At 74.2% G+C, this 19,719-nt stretch carries 9 protein-coding genes and 2 pseudogenes; 6 read left to right on the top strand and 5 right to left on the bottom strand.

Going from position 1 to position 19,719, the window contains the following annotated elements; all coding sequences use genetic code 11:
• The first annotated feature begins 44 nt into the window (after positions 1–44).
• Positions 45–4,142 carry a hypothetical protein gene (locus tag ABD308_RS18730; protein ID WP_344335929.1) on the top strand — a complete coding sequence of 1,366 codons (4,098 nt, stop codon included), beginning with the start codon at positions 45–47 and terminating at the stop codon, positions 4,140–4,142.
• 47 nt (positions 4,143–4,189) lie between these two features.
• Positions 4,190–5,524, top strand: coding sequence for an RCC1 domain-containing protein (locus tag ABD308_RS18725; protein ID WP_344335927.1), 1,335 nt, complete (start codon positions 4,190–4,192; stop codon positions 5,522–5,524).
• Between the two features lie 12 nt (positions 5,525–5,536).
• Here ABD308_RS18725 and ABD308_RS18720 read toward each other — a convergent pair whose 3' ends face one another.
• Entirely contained in the window at positions 5,537–6,187 is a 651-nt protein-coding gene (locus tag ABD308_RS18720) for a TetR/AcrR family transcriptional regulator C-terminal domain-containing protein (RefSeq protein ID WP_344335925.1), read from the bottom strand.
• A 133-nt stretch (positions 6,188–6,320) separates the two neighbouring features.
• On the opposite strand from ABD308_RS18720, the pseudogene ABD308_RS18715 reads away from it, so the two are divergent.
• Positions 6,321–7,825, top strand: a pseudogene (locus ABD308_RS18715) (FAD-dependent monooxygenase).
• A gap of 82 nt (positions 7,826–7,907) precedes the next feature.
• Here ABD308_RS18715 and ABD308_RS18710 read toward each other — a convergent pair.
• Entirely contained in the window at positions 7,908–8,681 is a 774-nt protein-coding gene (locus tag ABD308_RS18710; protein WP_344335922.1) for a hemerythrin domain-containing protein, read from the bottom strand.
• Positions 8,682–8,917: 236 nt separating this feature from the next.
• Positions 8,918–10,024 (bottom strand): alpha/beta hydrolase, encoded by a 1,107-nt coding sequence (locus ABD308_RS18705; RefSeq protein WP_344335920.1) that lies wholly within the window; start codon positions 10,022–10,024, stop codon positions 8,918–8,920.
• 452 nt (positions 10,025–10,476) lie between these two features.
• On the opposite strand from ABD308_RS18705, the pseudogene ABD308_RS18700 reads away from it, so the two are divergent.
• Positions 10,477–11,219 (top strand): annotated as a pseudogene (locus ABD308_RS18700) (SDR family oxidoreductase).
• Positions 11,220–11,337: 118 nt separating this feature from the next.
• On the opposite strand, the gene ABD308_RS18695 reads toward ABD308_RS18700, so the two are convergent.
• Positions 11,338–13,674 (bottom strand): M4 family metallopeptidase, encoded by a 2,337-nt coding sequence (locus tag ABD308_RS18695; RefSeq protein ID WP_344335918.1) that lies wholly within the window; start codon positions 13,672–13,674, stop codon positions 11,338–11,340.
• Between the two features lie 818 nt (positions 13,675–14,492).
• Between ABD308_RS18695 and ABD308_RS18690 the strand changes: the two genes are divergently transcribed.
• Positions 14,493–15,404, top strand: coding sequence for a phosphatase PAP2 family protein (locus ABD308_RS18690; RefSeq protein WP_344335916.1), 912 nt, complete (start codon positions 14,493–14,495; stop codon positions 15,402–15,404).
• A 94-nt stretch (positions 15,405–15,498) separates the two neighbouring features.
• On the opposite strand, the gene ABD308_RS18685 is transcribed toward ABD308_RS18690, so the two are convergent.
• On the bottom strand, positions 15,499–18,519 hold the full coding sequence (locus ABD308_RS18685) for a bifunctional [glutamine synthetase] adenylyltransferase/[glutamine synthetase]-adenylyl-L-tyrosine phosphorylase (RefSeq protein ID WP_344335914.1): 3,021 nt from the start codon (positions 18,517–18,519) through the stop codon (positions 15,499–15,501).
• A 141-nt stretch (positions 18,520–18,660) separates the two neighbouring features.
• On the opposite strand from ABD308_RS18685, the gene ABD308_RS18680 reads away from it, so the two are divergent.
• The coding region (locus ABD308_RS18680; protein ID WP_344335911.1) for an acyltransferase family protein at positions 18,661–19,719 on the top strand (1,059 nt) is incomplete at its 3' end.

Genomic DNA, 19,719 nt, shown 5'->3' with positions numbered 1-19,719 from the left:
AGCAGCCGGGCGGCCGAGGAGTCGAGAGGTCGAGGAGTCCCCCGGTGACACAGCTTTTCGGCAGGGTCCTGAAGAGCGACACCCCGACGCCGAAGCTCCCCAAGGAGCTCTCCGGCGAGGTGGTCGCCACCGCTTCGTGCGGCACCGGCTGGAACACCGCCCTGCGCGACAACGCGGTGTTCCAGTGGGGCGACACCCCGCCACCGGCCCCCGCCGTGCCGGGCGGCGTGACCGCCGTGGCGTGCGGAGCGCGGTTCGCGGCGGCGCTGAGCACCGCCGGCGAGGTGGTCGTCTGGGGTGACCAGGGCTACCCGGAGATGCTCCGGGCGAGCATGCCGGACGAGGTCCGGGACCAGAAGGCCTCGACGATCGCCGCCGGCCCGGACTGCCTGCTGGCGATCGTCGACGGCACGGCGCACTGGTGGGGCGACTGGGAGGGGCGGGGCAAGGCCCTGGTCGTCTACCGGCCGAGCGGGGGCGAGAACGCCGTCGCGATCGCGGCCGGCGGCCACCACGCGCTCGTGCTCACCTCGAAGGGCCGGCTGGTCTTCTGGGCGAAGAATCCGCAGGACGCCTTCGTGGCGCCGCCCCCGGAACTGCTCGGCGCCAAGGTGCGGGCGGTGTCGGCGTCCGGCCGGCTGAGCATGGCGCTGACCGAGGACGGCACCGCCTACGCGTGGGGCGCCGGACCGGCGACCCCGTTCGGCAAGCGGCTGCTGTTCCGGGAGCCGTCCTGCCTGGACGTCGCGGCCGGCTACTACGCCTTCCTCCTCTACGAGCAGGACGGCGGACGCCGCGTGGTGGCCGCCGACGTCAAGGGCGGCGGAGGCGACTCGGTGGAGCGGACGTTCCCCAAGGCCGCCGACCGCAAGCCCTCGAACGGCTTCGGCGACGCGAGCCCGTACCTGCTGCGCGACGTCGGCTTCACCGGCCCGGTGGCGCGGATCTTCTCCGGGGGCGCGTCACCCGACGTCCTCGCACTGGTCCCGACGCCCTACCTCACCGTCCAGGAGGGCTACGCCTTCCCCGCGAAGGTGCGGCCGGGCGGCGAGTTGGCGTTCCAGTGGCGGATCGACAACGCGGGCCTCGTCGCGTCGGCCGACCCCGTCGTACGGATCCGCCTCCCCGCGAAGGTGAAGCCCCACCCCCGGATGGCGAAGGTCAAGGGGCTCACCGACGCGGGCGGGGGCGCGTACGAGTGGCGTCCGGGGAAGCTGGCGCCCCGGACCGACGGCTGGACGGTCCCCTTCATGACCGTGGTCGACCAGGACGCCGCGGGCGACCTCACGGCGACGGCCGCGGTGAGCGCCGACGACAACGACCCGGCGGCGCCCGGGGCCCCGCTGGCCGTGCACGCGACGGCGTCCGGCGACGGCCAGAAGTGGGAGCCGTCCAAGGACAAGGACGACGACAACGACTGGTGGAAGTGGCTCCTGGGGCTGTTCGGCTTCCTGGCGCTGCTCGCCCTGCCCGGCGGGGGAAGCTCCTCGGGCAACGACAACTCACGGCGCAACAAGGACGACGAGGACCTGACGACGCTCGGCCTGGACGCCCGGACCGACGCCGCCGGGCCGAGCAAGGCCGGCGGCGAGGTGGTGCTGACCTGGACCGTGAAGAACACCGGGGAGAAGGACACCGACTTCCCGTCCGCCGTCACCGTCACCGTCCCCACCGGACTGACCGTGACCGGGACCGACCCCGACTCCGGCACCGAGGCGGAGAACCTCGGCGGCGGCACCGTGCTGTTCGAGCCCGGAACCCTGAAGCCGGGCAAGGACGCCAAGGTCAGGATCACCGCCGAGGTGGCGGACGACCCGCCCGGCACCGTCACCGTGGAGGGCGTCGCGGAGGCCCTGAACGTCGTCACCCCGGCCACGCGCACCCTGGAGGTCGCCACCAAGCCCGTGGTGAAGCTGGACCTGCCCGACGGCAAGGCCGAGCCGGCCGCGGTCGCCGCCGGGAAGGAGGTCACCTACACCTGGAAGCTCACCAACAAGGGCCCCTCGACCGCGAAGAAGCCCACCCTGACCGTCACCCTGCCCAAGGGGCTGGCCCAGAACAAGGTCACGGTCCAGGCCGGCGAGACGAAGCTCACGCCGCGCGAGCAGGGGCAGAACCAGCTCGTGGCCGACCTCCCCGACCTGAAGAAGGACGCCGCCACGTCACTGACGGTGAAGGGCGCCCCGGACCAGGCGGCCCCGGCCGATCTGACCGTGCACCTTGAGGTCACCGCCTCCGACGCCGACAAGGTGACCGCCAAGGCCGGGGCGACGCTCAAGGCCACGCTGGAACTGCTCGGGAAGGTCCTGGGAACGGCGGTCGCCGGCGCGGACGTCAGCTACCTGTGGACCGTGCACAACACCGGGTCCGCCGACGCCACCGACGTCCGACTGACCATGACCGGCCACGACGCCCGGACGACCTACGACAAGGCCGTCCCCGCTCCCACCGGCCCGGCCGGCCCGACGCTCACCTGGAAGCTCGGCACCGTCAAAGGCGGCACCTCCACGGACGTCACCGTCCGCTACCTGGTCGGCGCCGACCAGGGCGGCGCACGGCTGGCGTCCCGTCAGGCCCTGGTCACCGGCGCCAACGCCGACGGGACGGGCCCGAAGACCGACCCCACGCCGACCGTCGAGGCCGGCGCGGTGCTGCGGCTGACCGGGTCGGACGTCACCGCGCCGGTCGACATCGGCTCGACCGCGACCTTCACGTGGGACCTGGAGAACACCTCGCACGCCGACGCCCAGGACATCACCGTCAAGGTAACCCCCAGCGGCTACCTGACCGGTTCCACGGTGGACTCCCCCGCCGGCGGAAAGGCCGGGAGCGGCGCCGTCGGCTTCGCCACCGTCAAGGCCGGCCAGAAGCTCCCCCAGGCGGTCCGGCTCACCGGCGTGCTCGACCCGCCGCACGCGGGCCTCTTCCTCACCTACGCCGAGGCCGTCCAGGGCGCGCGGAACCTGGCCGGCGACGCCTCCTCCGTCGTCGCGGTCTCCCGGGCGAAGCTGACGGCGGCGGCCACGGCGGCCAACCCCTCCTCGGTGGACGCCGGCGCGGAGCTGAAGCCCGGCTGGACCCTGACGCCGGACGGCGCGGGGCCGCTCGACGACGCGACCGTGACGATCCGCGTCCCCGACCGGGTCCGGCTGGACTCCGTCACGGTCGACGGCCACGTCGTGAAGGAACGGACGGCGCCGGAGGGCGGCACGGCCCACGTCTTCCCGCTCGACCCGGCGCCGGCCAAGCCCGTCACGGTCGAGGCCGTCTGCCGGCCCGACGACGACCTCCCGGCCGGCACCGCCCTGGCGATCTCCGCCACCCCCGGCTGGAAGGGCGCCCCCGCGAACGTCCCGGCGGCCACGGTCGCGGTGACCACCACGCACCGGGCCGTCCTCACGGTGGCCCCGCGCACGCCCTTCGCCAAGCCCGACCCGGTCGTTCCCGGCCAGGCCGCGACCATGTCCTGGACCGTCACCAACAACGGCCCCTCCGCCTGCGGCGCGGCGAGCCTCACCGCCGTCCCCGCCCCGTCCACGGGCCTGGTCCTCCACAGCGCCCTCGTCGACGGACGACCGGCGGCGGTCGAGCCCGCGACCTGGGCCGTCGGGACCGGGCCGCTGCACGCGGCGGGCAAGGCCGAGATCTCACTGACGTTCTCCGCCGCGCCCGACACCCCTCGGGGCACCCCGACGGTGAAGGGAACGGCCACCGCCGGGGACAAGACCGTCCAGGACGGCTCGGCGCAGGCCGGGTTGACGGTCACACCGAAGGCCTCCCTCACCGCCGAGCCGATGAACGCCCCCGAGTCCGCCGTCGCGGGTTCCCACATCGCCTACTCCTGGAACCTGGAGAACCAGGGCCCCTCCACCACCGGGGCGACGTTCGCCGTGATCGTGACGGCCGAGAAGACCAAGGTCTCGGTCGACGACGACACCATCCCCGAAGCGGGCCTCACCCGCACGTCCGCGGCCACCACCGTCACCTGGAAGACCACGATCCTTCCCGGCTACCCCCAGCAGGTGTTCCTCACCGCCACCACCGACGACGTGGCCGGACAGCTGACGCTGACCACCCGGCTCACCGCCGACGGCGGAGCAGCGCGGAAGGACACCCTCACCACCAGGATCACCGCGCGCTGAGCGAGCGTCCCGGGGACGCCCCCCGGCACCGAGGAAGGTGAACGCCCATGCCCACACCCGGCCTTCGAGCGACCGCCCGCGGCCGCCTGCTCGCCCACGGACGCGACGACCACGGGCAGGTGACCGGCATCCGCACCGCCGCCCAGGGCAGGACCGTCGTCGCCGTCAGCGCCGGCGCCTTCCACAGCCTCGCCCTCACCGAGGACGGCGACCTCCTCGGCGCGGGACCGGACGGCTCCAGGAAGCACCCGGACGACTACGGGCAGGTCGCCGAGATCCTGGCGGCCGCCGAACGGGAACGGGCCGACGGCGGCGCGATCACCCGCGTCGCCGCCGGGGGCCTGCACAGCCTCGCCCTCACCGACCGGGGACGCCTCCTCGCCGGCGGGAACGACGAGTTCGGACAGGTCTCCAGGATCCTGGACGCCGCCCGGGGCAGGACCGTGGTCGCCATCGCCGCCGGCCTCTGCCACAGCTTCGCGATCACCGACGAGGGCGAACTGCTCGCCGAGGGCGGCTGCGACGGCGATGACGCGGTGCGGGGGATCAAGGACGCCATCGCCCGGGAGGAGGCCGGATCGGGCGCCGGCGGCGGGCGGACCGTGCGGATCGCCGAGGTCGCCGCCGGCGCCCACTTCAGCCTGGCCCTCCCCGAGCGCGGACGGCTCCTCGGCTCCCCCTCCGCCCCGATGCCGAAGGGGCCGGACGGAATTCTGAGCGGCGTCGCCGCGGGCAGCGATCACAGCCTGGCGATCACCGACCGGGGCGAACTCCTCGCCGCCGGGGACGACCGGTACGGACAGACCCGGATCCAGGAGGAGGCGCACGGCCGGAGGGTGATCGCCGTCGCCGGCGGGCTCGCCCACAGCCTCGCGGTCACGGACCAGGGCGAGCTGCTGGCCACCGGACCGGGCCGGAGCGCGCAGAACGGCTCGGGCCCGCGGATGGACTTCGGCCAGGTGACGGACCTCCTGGACGCCGCCCGCGACCGGCGGGTGGTCGCCGTCGCCGCCGGGACCCTGCACAGCCTCGCGATCGAAGGGGAACGGGACTGCGGACCGCTGAAGGCCGGCGAGGCGTGCCTGGCGTTCACCGCCCCGCCCCTGTGCCACCTGCGCGTCCAGTCGGACTCCGCGTTCGCCGGCGTCGAACCGGCGGGCGTCCGGAAGCTTCCGGTGCGGGCCGGCCGGTCCTACGAGATCGTGGTCACCGACGAGCGGGGGGCCGACCACTCCGGACACGTGCGGTTCACCGCCGCCGGCAACGGCTTCGCCGTCGACGACGCCGGCAGCACCCTGCCCGACGGCCTCACGCACACCCCGCCCCACCCCGTCACCGGGGCGATCACCTTCCTCTGGACGTCCACCACCCGCCGCACCTGAGCGGGCGGCGCCTCACCGCTCGGTGGCCGGGGACGGCAGCGCGGCCCCGATGCCGGCGACGACGATCGCCAGGCCGCGCTCGAAGCGCTGCTCGAAGCCGCCGAAGAGCTCCCGGCCCGCGGCGGCGGCCAGGTCGTGCTGGGGGTCGATGCCGGCGGCCCGCCGGTCCGGGTCGTAGCCGGGTGCCCGCTCCCCCGGCACCGGGTGGACGGCCTGCTCCTCGATCACGAAACCGATGGTGAACGCGTACGCGGTGGTGAAGGCGAGGACGGCGTCGCCGAGTTCGAAGCCCGCCCGCTGGAACACGGCGAGCAGGGCGTGCTGCCCCCCGGTGTGTCCGGAGTCGGTGAGCCGGGTGCCGCTGAAGACCTTGGCGCCGTCCCGGTAGCCGAGCAGCGAGGTCCGCAGGGTGCGGCAGGTGCCGGTGACCGCCTCCTGCCAGCTGTCCGGCACGGTGAGCGGACCGGCGGACATCCGGCGGAGCATCTCGGTGGCCATCTCGTCCAGCAGCGCCTGCTTGTTGGCGAAGTGCCAGTACAGCGCGGGCGCCTTGACGTCCAGCTCGGCGGCGATCCGGCGCAGCGTGAGCCCGTCCAGCCCGGTCTCGTCGAGCAGGCGCAGGGCGGTGTCGACCACCTGGGCCCGGTCCAGCTTCGGCGGCATGCGGCGCTCCCTCCGGACTGCTGCTCCCGTTCGGCGCGGTCGTCCAGCCCCGACGTCCGGCGTTGACAATTTAACACCGTTAAGCCCATGCTTCTGGACGTCCGCCACTTAACAACGTTAAGGAGAGTGTGCGATGGCGCACGCCCAGAACCCGGACCGGACCGAGGTCCTGATCGTCGGCGCCGGGCCGACCGGACTGACCCTCGCCTGCGACCTGGCCCGGCGCGGCGTCTCCGCGCTGCTGGTCGAACGGGCCCCGGCGCTGTTCCCCGGCTCACGCGGCAAGGGCCTGCAGCCCCGCACCCTGGAGGTCTTCGAGGACCTCGGCCTGCTCGACGCCGTGCACGCCGCCGGCCGCCCGTACCCGCGCATGATGAACTGGGAGAACGGCGAGCGGCAGGGCGAGTGGGACCTCGTCGAACGCGCCGAGCCGGACCCGACGGTGCCGTTCCCGGCGGGCTGGATGCTCCCGCAGTGGCGCACCCAGGAGCTGCTGTACGAGCGGCTGCGCGAGCTCGGCGGCGAGGTCGCCTTCGGCACCGCGCTGAGCGGCCTCGACCAGCACCCCGACCGGGTCGAGGCCCGGCTGACCGGCCCCGACGGCACCGGGCGCACGGTCGCCGCCCGCTACCTGGTCGCCGCCGACGGCGGCCGCTCCACCGTCCGGAGGGCGGTCGGCATCCCGATGACGGGCGAGCAGGTCGACCCGCGCCCGGCCCTGGTCGCCGACGTCGAGATCGACGGCCTGGACCGCGAGAACTGGCACTGCTGGCCGAAGGGCCCCGGCGGCGCGCTGCTGCTCTGCCCGCTGCCGAGCACCACCGCCTTCCAGCTGTTCGCCCAGTTCGGCGCGGACGGCGGCCCGGAGACGGGCGGAGACCCGGGGGAGCCCGACACCTCGGCGCGGGGCGTGCGGCGCACCATCGCCGCCCGCACCCACCTGCCGGAGTCCGCGGTCGGCGCCGTGCACTGGGCCTCCGGCTTCCGGCCGCGCGCGGCGCTCGCCGATCGGTTCCGGGAGGGCCGGGTCTTCCTGGCCGGCGACGCGGCGCAGTCCACTCCCCGGCCGGCGGCCAGGGCCTCAACACCAGCGTCCAGGACGCGTACAACCTCGGCTGGAAGCTCGGCCAGGTGCTGCGGCACGGCGCCGACGAGGCACTGCTGGACAGCTACGAGCAGGAGCGGCTGCCGATCGCCGCCGACGTGCTGGAGATCTCCACCCGGCTGCACCGCGCGGGCGGGGTCCGGGCCGGCGCGCTGCGGCGCGGCCCGCGCACCGAGCAGCTCGGGCTCGGCTACGAGGACGGCCCGCTGACCGTCGAGGCGCGCCCCGGTCCGCCCGAGGGGGCGCCGCGGGCTGGCGAGCGGGCGCCCGACGCCCCGTTGGACGGCGCCGACGGCGCGGGCGGGCGCCGGCTCTTCGAGCTGTTCCGCGGCCCGCACGTCACCGTGCTCGCGATCGGCCGCGCCCTTCCCCCGCTGCCCGCCGGGGTGCGCGGACACCGCGTCGACGGCGGTGTCGCGGAGCGGACGTACGGGCGGGGCCTGTTCGTCGTCCGGCCGGACGGCTACCTCGGCCTGGCCACCCACGACCCGGCCGACCTGCCGGAGTACCTGGCCCGGTTCGGCCTGCGCTGAACCACCCCGGGCATACGCCAAAGGCACAGGCCGAAGGCACAGGCCACGCGCGTAGATCAACGACCCGCGAAAACCCCGGCGCTCAGTCGTCCACCGCCTCCCAGGCGCCGGGCGCCCCCCACAGCGGCGCCGTGCACCGCTGGTAGGTGGCCTGCCAGTGCGGCCAGTGCCGGGCCACCATGTCGTCGCAGTCGGCGAGCAGCCGCTCGACCACCTCCGGCTCGACGCCGTCCATCAGCCAGGCGAGCGCGTCCGGGCTGCCGGGGCCGTCGGCCGAGTGCAGCACGTCCAGCAGCTCGGGCAGGCCGCCGACCCGCGAGCCCTCCGCGAAGACGCTCTCCATCCGCGGCAGCAGCTGGCGCTCCTCGATCCGCAGATGGGTCTCCAGCCGGGCCGCCAGGTCCTCGATGGCGTAGGCCACCGGCCAGACCGACCCGGTGTCCCGGCTGGCGATCCGGACCAGGGTGGTGACCCGGGTGAAGGAGTGGTCGAGGTTGTGGTGGTCCGACTCCAGCCAGTTCAGCAGCAGCCGCAGCTCGGGCGCGAACCGGCGCACGATCGGCCAGATCCGGGTGTCCTGCTGCTCGTGGTGGCAGGTCAGCATGGCGGTGACGAAGGTCCAGTGCCGCAGCAGCGCGGCGCCCTTCTCGTCCTCGTCGGGCTGCAGCAGCCGCAGCGCGTTGGGCAGCCGGGCGAGGTCCCGGCGGAGCGCGGCGTGGACCAGCCGCAGTCCGGCGAAGCGGACGGCCTGCGGTTCCTCGTCGGCGGCGTGCTCGTGCACGGGGCCGCCGGGGCCGCCCTGGGCGGGCACGACCGGCGAGACCGGGGACGCTACGGGCAGCAGGTGGCTGGGCATGGCACTCTCTTCACGCTCGGGCAAGGCTTGGCTGGGACTGGCACGACCGGCGTGCCCGTCCTCCCACCACAGTGGTGAGAGCACATCAGAGGCGAATCAATGTCCGATTGACGTGCAGCTCAGCGGCCTTTCGACCGGTTCCGGAGAACGCGGCGGCGAACGCGGCGCAACATTCCGCCGCACCCGCCCCGCGCGCCGGAGCCGCTCCCCGAAGACGTCTTCGCGCGGGGCCCCGCTCAGTCGCTCCGCGGCCCCGTGAGGTTCTTGCTGAGCCACTGCAGGGTGTCCGGGATCATCTTCTTGAAGTCGCTGGTCAGGTGCTTCCCGCCGGGCTGCTCGTAGTACTCGACGGTGAGCGGCGGCGCGGCCTTGGCGACCCAGGCCTTGACCAGCTTCGTCTCGTACGCGTTGCCGCCGCCGGCGGTGGCCAGCATCCGCACGTCGGCCTTGCCCTGGGTCACCAGCAGGTCCGGGCTGTTGGCCTGGCGCTCGGTCTCGTGACCCTTCCAGAGCGGCGAGTCGGGGGTGAAGTAGCCGTCGATCGGAACGGCGGCCTTGAACGTGTCCGGGTGCTGGAGGGCGAGCTTCGCGCTGCAGAACGCCCCGGTGGAGGCGCCCATCAGGCCCCAGCCGTCGCGGCCCTTGACGGTGCGGAAGTTCGCGCGGACGAAGTCGGGGATGTCCTCGGCCATCCAGGTGCCCATCTTCGGCTGGCCGGGGATGTCCGCGCACTCCAGGGCCTTGGCCTCGTTGGAGTCGAGGTTCTGCACCGGCATGATCATGATGAAGGGGTGCGCCTTGCCCTGCTTGGCGAGGTCGGCGTCGATCTCCTGGATCGGCAGCTGGTTGTCGGTCCAGGTGTTGTAGCCGGCGCTCTGGCCGCCCGCGTACAGGGTGAGCACCGGGAAACCGGTCTTCGCGTACTTGGGGTCGTTGTACTCCGGCGGGAGCCAGACCCACACCTTGCCGCTGACCCCGGACTTGGGACCGGTCAGCGTCGTCATCATGATCTGGCCGGCGGCGGTGTCCCTGGCCTTGCTGAACGCCGCCTGCGGGCCGGTGGGCATCAGCACCTTGCTGGGCGGCGCGGGCGGCGCGGTCGTGGTCGGCGCGGTGCTGGTCGGCGCGGCTGCGGCTGCGGCCGAGCTCGAACCCGAGCTCGAACCCGAACCCGCCTCCGGCACCCCGGCCGTCGGGGACGAAGCGGCACCACCCTTCGCCACGTCCCCCGACGCCCCCGCGCTCCCGCCGTCCGGGCCCCCGCAGGCCGCCAGCGCGGCGGCCAGGGTGAACGCGGTGGCGCCGGTCAGCACGGCGCGGAAACGGAAGGACTGCGGCTGCACGGTGAGAACTCTCCGACCGGTGTCACGCCCGCTCCCACGGAGCCGGACGGCGGCCCCCGGGTGGGGCCGGACAGACCCGGGGCACGACCGAACGCGGACCCCCGGGAGACCGCGCGCCGCCCTCGCGGCGGGCGCGCCGTCCTGCGATCTTATGACGTGCCCCGCCACCCCCCGGTTGCGCGTTGGCCAGCACCGATCCAATGTTTGTCCCCGATCGGGTAAAGCCCGCCGGCCGCCCCTGCCGACCGGCGGGCCCCCTCCCCCGCCACCCGGCGGGCCCCGCCCCGACCCCCGTCCACGCGACGCCACCGGAACCGCCCCAACGAGCGATCCCCTCGCGAGACATCCCGCCGGGCGGACCGCCTCCGGGCGCGTCAGGAAGGATGTGGCATCGTCGAGCGGATCGAGTGGTCCGTCCGAAGCCGCAACGCCGCGACCCCGAGGAGCCCGCCATGCTGGAACGCGTCGCCGTCGTCACCGGAGCCGGGAGCGGGATCGGGCGGGCCGTCGCGCGTGAGCTCGCGGGCGGGGGCTGGCGGGTGGTGCTGGCGGGGCGGCGGGAGGCGGCGTTGCGGGAGACCGGGGGGNCGCCGTCGCCGGGGCCGCCGTGGTGCCCACGGACGTGACGGATCCGGTTGCCGTGGACGCGCTCTTCGGGGCCGCCGTGGAGCGCTTCGGGCGGGTGGACCTGTTGTTCAACAACGCGGGGGCGTTCGGCACCGCGGCCACCGTGGACGAGTTGGACGTCGACGAGTGGCGGGCGGTGGTCGACGTCAATCTGACCGGCGCCTTCCTCTGTGCCCGTGCGGCGTTCCGGCGGATGCGGACGCAGCGGCCGCAGGGCGGGCGGATCATCAACAACGGGTCGGTCTCCGCGCACGCCCCGCGTCCGCGCTCGGCCGCGTACACCGCGACCAAGCACGCCGTCACCGGGCTGACCAAGTCGCTGTCGCTGGACGGCCGTCCGTTCCGGATCGCCTGTGGGCAGATCGACATCGGCAACGCCGCCACCGAGATGACGGCCGCGATGAGCGGCGGTGTGCCGCAGGCGGACGGGCGGATCGCCGTGGAGCCGACCATGGACGTCGCCGACGTGGCCCGTACGGTGCGGCACATGGCGGAGCTGCCGCTGGAGGCCAACGTGCAGTTCGCGACCGTGATGGCGAGCGCCATGCCGTACATCGGCCGCGGCTGATCGCGCCGCACCGGGCCTCCACGGCGCCGGCACCCGGCGCACGACACAGGGCCCGGCGGTCGCACCGCCGGGCCCTGCCCTGTCTCACCTGGTTTCCGCCGGCCTCACCGGCGCCGGGTCAGCTCGTGGCGATCGAGGTGTCGTCGATCACGAAGCTGGTCTGCAGCGAGGCGTCCTCCGTGCCGGTGAACTTGAGGGTCACCGTCTGGCCCGCGTACGCGGACAGGTCGAAGGTGCGCAGCTGGTAGCCGGTGGCGGCGTCGACGTTCGAGTAGGTCTTCAGCGTGGTGCCGTTGGCCTGGACCATCAGCCTGTCGTACACGGTCGTGCCGCTCTCACCGGTGTCGATGTGCAGGTAGAAGCTCAGCGTCGCCTTGCAGCCCGACGGAATGGTCACCGTCTGGGACAGCGTGTCGGTGTGGGTCGAGCCGTAGCCGTTCAGCCAGGCCTTCCACGAACCACCGCGCGGGGCCTGCGAGGACGAGTTGTCGACCACGCCGCTGGAGGCGGTCCACGGCGCGGCCGCACCCGTCTCGAAGCCCGCGTTGCCCAGCAGCTGCGCCGGGGTGCAGCTGGTGTTGGGGTCGGTGACCGCCCACGTGAAGCTCGCGGTCCCGGTCTTGTTCGCGGTGTCCTTGACCGTCACGGTGACGTTGGAGGTGCCGAGGGTGGTCGGGGTGCCGGTGATGACGCCGGTGGAGGCGTTGATCGACAGGCCGGCCGGCAGGCCGGTGGCCGAGTAGGTCAGCGCGCCGCTGCCGCCGGTGGCCTTGATCGCCAGGTTGACCGCGGTGCCGGCCTTGGTGCTCTGGTTGCCCGGGTTGGTGACGGTGACGCCGCCCGGGTTCGGGGGCACGGTGCCGACGTTGACGCCCGCCCAGGCGGTGCCGACCGCGATCACCTCGGCGCTGCCCGCGCCGTAGAGGTCCTTGGCGGCGTTCTCCGTCGCGGTGCGGGCCGCGGCGTAGTTGGTGGTGGAGGTCATGTACGAGGTCAGCGCCTTGTACCAGATCTGCAGCGCCTTGTCCCGGCCGATGCCGGTGACGGTGACGTTGTTGGCGGTCGGGCTGTTGTAGCTGACGCCGTTGATCACCTTGGCGCCGCTGCCCTCGGCCAGCAGGTAGAAGAAGTGGTTGGCGACACCGGACGAGTAGTGCACGTCCAGGTTGCCGACGCCCGAGTACCAGGAGTCGGCCGAGCGGCCGTCCTTGGAGGGCTTGTCCATGTAGCGCAGCGGCGTGCCGTTGCCGTTGATGTCGATGAGCTCGCCGACCAGGTAGTCCGGGTTGTCCTTCGGCAGGTTGGCGTAGAACTCGACCGCGTTGCCGAAGATGTCCGAGGTGGCCTCGTTGAGGCCGCCGGACTCGCCGGAGTAGTTGAGGTTGGCGGTCGCGGAGGTGACGCCGTGGCTCATCTCGTGGCCGGCGACGTCCAGCTCGGTCAGCGGGTGGGTGTCGTTGTCCCCGTCGCCGTAGGTCATGCAGAAGCAGCCGTCGTCCCAGAAGGCGTTGACGTAGCCGGTGTCGTAGTGGACCCGGCTGAAGGCGCCGACGCCGTCGTTGCGGATGCCGCTGCGGCCGAAGGTGTTCTTGTAGAAGTCCCAGGTGGCGGCGGCGCCGTACTGGGCGTCGACGGCGGCGGACTCGCGGTTGCTCGCCGAGCCGTTGCCCCAGCTGTCGCTGGACTTGGAGAACAGCGTGCCGTTGCCGGAGGTCCGGTTGCCCATGTCGGTGGTGTACTGGCCGCCGCGGGTGCCGTCCTTGAGCTGGTACGAGGACCCGCTCTGGGTGGTGGTCAGCGGCACGGTGCCGACGAAGACGCCGTTGCCGGTGCCGGTCTTGACGCCCTCGACCTTGCTGAGCACGGCCCCGGTGGCGGCGTCGGTGACGACCTTGAGGCGGCTCGGGGTGCCGTTCTCCTGCTTGCCGGAGACGACGGTCTCCCAGGCGAGCTTCGGGGTGCCGTCGGCGGCCCAGACGACCAGGCGCGGGGCGGTGTCGAGCGCGGAGCCGGCCTCGGCGGCCAGCGCGGCCTCCTGGGCCTTCGGCGCGGCGAGCTTCGGCGTGGTGTTGACGCCGCTGAGCACGGCCTCGCTGGCCTTGGTCACGCCCGTGGTGGCTCCGGTGGCGTCCTGGTGGACGATCAGGTCGCCGCCGAGCACCGGCAGACCGGCGTAGGTGCGCTCGTAGCGCAGGTGGCGGGCGCCGTTGGCGTCCTGGACGACGTCCCTGGTGACCAGCTTCTCCTCGCCGGTCAGGCCCAGGGTCTGGGCGAGGCCGGCGGACTGCTGGTTCGCGGAGGCGACCAGCTCGGCCCGGCTCGCCTGCTGCGCGGCGACGGCCGCCGGCGCGTCAGGGGTGGCTGCCTGCGCGATGACCGGGATGCCGGTCACCAGCAGCGCGGTGGTAGCGGCCATGACAACCGCTGCCTTCCGGGCGTGGGCGTAACGGGACATGCGGACTCCTTTTCCGACCGCCGCGGGGTTCGCGGAGGTGGAGAGACCTGGCCGCGGGGTTGCGACTCAGTGGGGGCCCCCGCCGCCGATACGCGGCGCGGGTGCGTTGCGGAGCAAGGTGGTCGAGCGTTTTCCGGCAGGGGACGCACCGTTCCTCACCTGGGACAGCCGCACCGGGGGGTGGGGCCCCCTCGTCTGCAGCCGGAGGAATCGTGGCAGTAAACCAGCCGTTAATGACAGATGCATGCCATGGATTGGCCGATTAGCTACCGGCCCGTACGCCCGCCGGGAACACGGCGGCGTGACGACGACCAGAACTTCCGAAGATCGTTCTCATTCCCGCCCGGAAGGTTTGATCGCCTCCGGCGGGCACTGACCAGCGCTCAGGGCCCGAACCCGGCCCGAGCGGCGGAGGGCGGCGCCGGACGGGCGCGGCACGTCACCTTTCCGGCCGTGCCAGGGATGGTTTTCGGACAACCCCATACGTTGAATGGAACCGAAAGCGGCTTGAAGCCGTTCGGACCCCGCACGACGGCACGCCGCCCCAGTGGGCTGCAACGTGTTTCAGCACGATGCGGAAAGCGTTCCGGCCGGTGACCGTCCGTCCCCCTCCCCGCCGCCCCACCCCCGATTGCGTCACCCCGCCCTCCCGGCATGACAATGGGACGTATGCCCGTCCCACCGGTCCGCGCCAGACCCGATCACACCCCCTCCCCCGGTGGGAGCCACCCCCTACCTCTCAAGGGGGACAGTCGGTGAAGAATCCACTTCCGGAGGATGAGCGGACGGCTACGGGACGTCTGGCAGACTTCTCGTCCATGGGGGAACCGACCGAGATCCAGCAGAACGGCGGCCGCATGCCCGACGGAGCCACCCGCGCGGCCCCTTCCCGTACCGCCGCCCTGCGCGTCCGCGTCCGCGAGCAGCGCCGTTCCCCGGCGCGGCCGCGGATCTGGTTCGAGCTGGCACTGATCGGCCTCAGCTACTGGATCTACTCGCTGGTGCGCAACGCCGTCCCCGAGCAGGAGTCGGTGGCGCAGAAGCACGCCGGCTGGATATGGGACCTCGAACACTCACTCGGCATCGCCGTCGAGCGCTCGATCAACCACGCGGTGGACGGCGTCGGCTGGCTGATCACCGGCATGAACTACTACTACGCGACGCTGCACTTCGTCGTGACCATCGGCGTCCTGGTCTGGCTCTACCGCTGGCACCCGGGCCGCTACGGCGCGGTGCGCACGGTGCTGTTCGTCACCACCGCGATCGCGCTGGTCGGCTTCTACTTCTTCCCGCTGGCACCGCCCCGGCTGATGACCGACGGCGGCTTCATCGACACCGTGAAGACGCACGGCACCTGGGGCTCGATGGCCTCCGGCCCGGCCACCCACGTCTCCAACCAGTTCGCCGCGATGCCCTCGATGCACATCGGCTGGTCGACGTGGTGCGGTCTGACCATCTTCTACCTGGCCCGCCGGACCTGGGTCCGGGTGCTCGGCCTGCTCTACCCGGTGGCCACCCTGGTGGTGATCGTCGCGACCGCCAACCACTTCTGGATGGACGCCGTCGGCGGCCTGCTCTGCCTGCTGGTCGGCTTCCTCGCCGCCCGCTGGCTGTACCACTCGTGGGTCTACGCGCTCCCGAGGGTGCCCGTCCGGGAGGAGCCGCCGGCCGAGCCGGTCACCGTCCCGGAACAGTGGAGCGAACCCGCGGTGAGCAGCGCGCGGCGGTAGCGCCGGTACGACGCGAAGAGCCGGTACGACGCGAAGAGGGGCCCCGGACACCGCCGGGGCCCCTCTTCCGTAGGCCGTGGAACCCTCTCCGGACCTATCCGTAGAACAGCCGCTCCACCACCGACCGGGCCCGCCGGGTGGTGCGCCGGTAGTCGTCCACCAGCTCGCCGCTGTGCCCGGCCCCGTACCCCAGGTAGCGGGCCACCCCCGCCAGCTCCCGGGCGTCCGCCGGGAAGGAGTCGCCCGGCCGGCCGCGCACCAGCATCACCGCCGAGCGCACCCGGGAGGCCAGCACCCAGGCCGCGTCCAGCACCTGCGCGTCCTCGGCGCCGACCAGCCCGGCCCCGGCCGCCGCCGCCAGCGCCGCCCTGGTCCGGGTGGTGCGCAGCCCCGGCAGCCCGTGCCCGTGCTGGAGCTGGAGCAGCTGGACGGTCCACTCGACGTCCGCCAGCCCGCCCCGGCCGATCTTGGTGTGAGTGGTCGGATCGGCGCCGCGCGGCAGCCGCTCCGCCTCGATCCTGGCCTTGATCCGGCGGATCTCCAGCAGGTCCCGTTCCGGCACCCCGGTGCCCGGGTAGCGCAGCGGATCGATCAGCCGCCGGAACCGCTCCCCCAGCTCCACATCGCCCGCCACCGGCTCGGCCCGCAGCAGCGCCTGGCTCTCCCAGGCGTGCGACCAGCGCCGGTAGTACGCCGCGTACGAGGCGAGCGAGCGCACCAGCGGGCCGTTGCGCCCCTCCGGCCGCAGGTCGGCGTCCACCTCCAGCGGCGGCTCGGTGGACGGCGCGGCCAGCAGGGCGCGCAGTTCCAGGCAGACCGCCTGGGCGGCCCGGGCGGCGTCCTCCTCCAGCGAACCGAGCAGCGGCTCGTGCACGAAGAGCACGTCCGCGTCCGAGCCGTAGCCCAGCTCGTGGCCGCCGAACCGGCCCATCGCGATCACCGCGATCCGGGTCGGCAGCGCGCCGTTGCGGGACTCCCAGCCGGCCACGCAGGCCCGCAGCGCGCCCTGCAGGGTGGCGGCGTTCAGTGCGGTGAGCGCCTCGCCGGCCGTCTCCAGGGCCTGGGCCGGGTCCTCGCCGAAACGGCCGAGCACATCGGCGGCGGCGGTGCGGAACAGCTCCCGGCGGCGCACCGCGCGGACGGCGGCCACCGGGCCGGCGGTGGAGTCGGCCCGGCCGACGGCGGCCAGCACCTCCCGCTCCACGGCGTCCCGCCCGCGCGGCGCCAGGCCCTGCGGGTCGCCGAGCACGGCGACCGCCTCGGGCGCGCGCAGCAGCAGGTCGGGGGCCAGCCGGCCGGCCGACAGCACCCGGGCCAGCTGCTCGGCGGCGGCGCTCTCGTCGCGCAGCAGCCGCAGGTACCAGGGGGTGCGGCCGAGCGCGTCGGAGACCTGGCGGAAGTTGAGCAGCCCGGCATCGGGGTCGGCGGAGTCGGCGAACCAGCCGAGCAGCACCGGCAGCAGGGTGCGCTGGATGGCCGCCTTGCGGCTGACCCCGGAGGCGAGCGCGGTGAGGTGGCGCAGCGCGGCGGCCGGGTCGGCGTAGCCGAGCGCCTCCAGCCGGGCCCGGGCCGCCTCCGGGCGCAGGCCGGCCGCGCCGGGGGGCAGTTCGGCGACGGCGTCCAGCAGCGGCCGGTAGAACAGCTTCTCGTGCAGCCGGCGCACCTCGACGGCGTGCCGCTTCCACTCCCGCTGGAGCGCGGCGACCGGATCGGCCCGGGTGTCGTCGTTGATCAGCGGGGCGAGCGAGCGGGCCAGCCGGCGCAGGTCCTCCTCGGCGGTGGGCATCAGATGGGTGCGGCGCAGCCGGTGCAGCTGGATCCGGTGCTCCAGCGAGCGCAGGAACCGGTAGGCGGTGCCCAGCGAGGCGGCGTCGGCACGGCCCACGTACCCGCCGCGGGAGAGCGCGGCCAGCGCCTCCAGGGTGTTGCCGCTGCGCAGCGCCTCGTCGGTGCGGCCGTGCACCAGCTGGAGCAGCTGGACGGAGAACTCGACGTCGCGCAGCCCGCCGGGGCCGAGCTTGAGCTGGCGGTCGAGCTCGGTGAACGGGATCGAATCGATCACCCGGCGGCGCATCTGCTGCACGTCGGTGACGAAGTTCTCCCGGGCGGCGGCCTGCCAGACCAGCGGCGCCAGCGCGGCGGTGTACGCCTCGCCGAGCTCCGGGTCGCCGGCCACCGGGCGGGCCTTGAGCAGTGCCTGGAACTCCCAGGTCTTGGCCCAGCGCTGGTAGTACGCGAGGTGGCTGGCCAGGGTGCGGACCAGCGGGCCGTTGCGGCCCTCGGGGCGCAGGTTGGCGTCGACCGGCCAGATGGTGCCCTCGCCGGTGGTGTCGGCGCACAGCCGGGTGAGCGCGGCGGCCAGCCGGGTGGCGGCCTGGAGCGCCTCCTGCTCGTCGACGCCCTCGCGGGGCTCGGCGACGTAGACGACGTCGACGTCGGAGACGTAGTTAAGCTCGCGCCCGCCGCACTTGCCCATGCCGATGACGGCGAGCCGGCAGGCCGCGGCGGCGTCCGGGTCCTGGGCGGCGGCCAGGTCGAGGGCGGTCTGCAGGGTGGCGCCGGCCAGGTCGGCGAGTTCGGCGGCGGTCTGGGCGAGGTCGGTGGTGCCGGTGAGGTCGCGGGCGGCGATGGCCAGCAGGCAGCGGCGGTAGGCGACCCGCAGCGCGTCGGCGGGATCGGCCTCCTCGGCGGTGACGGCCCCGGCGAGCGCGCGGCGGAAGTCCTCCGGGCCGGGGTGCATGTCGCGCAGCTCGAAGGTGACCAGGACGTGCCAGTCGTGCGGGTGCCGGGCCAGGTGGTCGGCGAGCGCGGTGGAGACGCCGAGCACGCCGAGCAGCCGGTCGCGCAGCGGTTTGGAGGTGGTCAGGGTGTCGCGCAGGGTCCGCCGGTCGCCCGGGTCGGCGGCCTCCAGCAGCCGGGACAGGCCGAGCAGCGCGAGGTCGGGGTCGGCGGTGGCGGCGAGCGCGTCGAGCAGCAGCGGGTCCGCGGCGAGACCGTCCAGGGCCGGTTCGGCGAGCAGCCGCAGCGCCCGCGCCGGATCGGTGAACCCGCGCCGCACCAGCCTGATCTCCGGCCGGCTGACCCGGCTGCCGGCCCGCTGTTCCTCCACCGTCATCGCCCCTCCGTCCGTCCGCCCCAGCAGGCTACGCGCCCGGCGGCCGCCACGCCGTCCGTGACCCCGCGCCGGGCGCGCTCGTTCACCCGGCGTCGCCCGTCCCCCATCCCTCGCCCCTTCTCCCTCTCCCCGGAGCGCCCGATGCCCAGCCGTCTGCCCTCGCTCACCGGGCTGCGGTTCTGGGCCGCGCTGCTGGTGGTGCTGTACCACCTGTCGCGCAAGGTCGGCGAGCCGCCGGTGCTCGGACCGCTCGCCTGGTACGGGCGCTCCGGTGTCACCTTCTTCTTCGTCCTCTCCGGCTTCGTCCTCGCCTGGACGTACGAGGGCTCGCGCGCGCCCGCCCGTTCCTTCCTGCGCCGCCGGTTCGCCCGGATCTGGCCGCTGCACGCGCTGGCCACGGCGCTCTCCCTGGGCGCGGACGCCGCGCTGGGCCGGGCCCTCCTGCCGGCGGCCGCGCTCTGGTCGCTGCCACTGCTGCACACCTGGGCGCCGGGGACGGTGCTCGGCGGCAACCCGGCGTCCTGGTCGCTGGGCGCGGAGGCCTGGTTCTACCTGCTGTTCCCGCTGCTGCTGCGGACGCTCGCGCCGCGCCGCCGGACCTGGCTGCCGCTGGCGGCCGGGTGCGCCGCGCTGGGACCGGCGCTGTGGGCGGCGGGCGCGCTGCTGCCGGCCGATCCGGCGCTGCGCGGCTGGCTGCTGGACTACCTGCCGCTGGCCCGCACCCCGCAGTTCCTGCTCGGGGTGGTCACCGGGCTGGCGGTGCGGCACGGGCTGCTGCCCAGGGTGCCGCTGGGCGCGGCCGCCGCGGCGGTGGCCGGCTGGCACGCGCTGCTGGTGCCCTGGCACGCGGCCGTCCCCGACACCGTGTGGTGGGGACCGTACAGCGCCGCCCAGCTCGTCCCGGCACCGCTGTTCGCCGCCCTGCTGGCCGCCGCCGCCCACCGCGACCTCGGGCCGGGCGGCGGGCCCCGGCTGCTGGCCGGGCGGACGGCGGTGCGCCTCGGCGAGTGGTCCTACGCCTGGTACCTGGTGCACGAGATCGGCATCCGCTGCTGGCTCTGGACGCTCGGCCGCCCGGCCGGGACGGAGGCGCTGCTCGCCGTCGAACTGCTGCTCGGCGCGACGACCCTGGCGGCGGCGGGCGCGCTCCACCGCTGGGTGGAGCGTCCCTGCGAGCGGCTGCTGCGCGGAACGCCGCTG

Origin of the sequence: Kitasatospora putterlickiae (assembly GCF_039527695.1) — a bacterium.
Taxonomy (GTDB): Bacteria; Actinomycetota; Actinomycetes; order Streptomycetales; family Streptomycetaceae; genus Kitasatospora; species Kitasatospora putterlickiae.
The sequence above is the reverse complement of the archived record's forward strand: the minus strand, read 5'-3'. Positions and strand labels throughout refer to the sequence as shown.

Bases quoted from the DNA above. Each gene is read 5' to 3' on its own strand.
- ABD308_RS18725 (WP_344335927.1), top strand. From the start codon at position 4,190: ATGCCCACACCCGGCCTTCGAGCGACCGCCCGCGGCCGCCTGCTCGCC.
- ABD308_RS18720 (WP_344335925.1), bottom strand. From the start codon at position 6,187: ATGCCGCCGAAGCTGGACCGGGCCCAGGTGGTCGACACCGCCCTGCGC.
- ABD308_RS18710 (WP_344335922.1), bottom strand. From the start codon at position 8,681: ATGCCCAGCCACCTGCTGCCCGTAGCGTCCCCGGTCTCGCCGGTCGTG.
- ABD308_RS18695 (WP_344335918.1), bottom strand. From the start codon at position 13,674: ATGTCCCGTTACGCCCACGCCCGGAAGGCAGCGGTTGTCATGGCCGCT.
- ABD308_RS18690 (WP_344335916.1), top strand. From the start codon at position 14,493: ATGGGGGAACCGACCGAGATCCAGCAGAACGGCGGCCGCATGCCCGAC.
- ABD308_RS18685 (WP_344335914.1), bottom strand. From the start codon at position 18,519: ATGACGGTGGAGGAACAGCGGGCCGGCAGCCGGGTCAGCCGGCCGGAG.